The organism is Acinetobacter sp. T_3_1 (genome assembly GCF_025377055.1).
Taxonomy (GTDB): domain Bacteria; phylum Pseudomonadota; class Gammaproteobacteria; order Pseudomonadales; family Moraxellaceae; genus Acinetobacter; species Acinetobacter kookii.
Genome location: NZ_JACHVD010000051.1, coordinates 1 through 736, shown reverse-complemented (window position 1 = coordinate 736; position 736 = coordinate 1). Strand labels below are relative to the sequence as shown.

Sequence of the window (736 nt, the reverse complement as noted above, 5' to 3'; positions counted from 1 at the left end):
ATTGGTGTTTTAAATACAGATTTGTGTATGAAGAGAAAAACATTTCTAATCCAGATATTGGTACTCTTATTCACATTCCAGAATATTTGGAGTGTGGCAGAGGCTGCTTGTCTGCATGAAATGCCAAACATACCCAATTCAATACTCTCTAATCCAATCGATTTAGACGAAAAGAGTGATAGTCCTCGTCAAGCACTTTATTCCCTAGAAAACTATAAAGAAATCTATGACTATTGTCAGAAGGTTTGTTTTAACGAAAAGTGCAGTCATTTCTCAAATACAATCGTGATTCAGATTGACCCACCCGATGATCTGAAGCTTAAAGCTAATTTTGAGACCGGCATTACCCCAACTTATTTGGGAATAACTTTTTATAAACCCCCTTATCTGGATCAATTAACCCCGCCTCCCGATTTGCCCCTACTATTGGTGGGGTAGTCTTATAAAAGCCCACCACTCCTAATTTCATTATGCGTGGGGCATTTTCATGTCAAAAAACAAATTACATCAGGATACCTCCATCCTGAATTTATCCTGGTCAGCCTTAGGTAGCGGTATCTTGCTATCTGCAATGATCAGCTTCAGTACTTCCGTAGTCGCCAGTACTCAAGATTTAACGCTGCAGCAAGCTATTGAGCAGGTTAACCAATATCAAGCGTCCCAAAATTTCTGGGAAACGCAAAATAGTATTAATGCCACGAATCTTCAGCAAAGTAAGCTGTTTAAAAATCCTGAA

The 736-nt window shown here is 38.9% G+C and carries 1 protein-coding gene and 1 pseudogene; both read left to right on the top strand.

Annotated elements, in window-relative coordinates:
- Positions 1-27 precede the first annotated feature (27 nt).
- Entirely contained in the window at positions 28-438 is a 411-nt protein-coding gene (locus H4I94_RS16175) for a hypothetical protein (protein WP_004733191.1), read from the top strand.
- Between the two features lie 49 nt (positions 439-487).
- Positions 488-736 (top strand): annotated as a pseudogene (locus H4I94_RS16170) (TolC family protein); the annotation flags it as partial.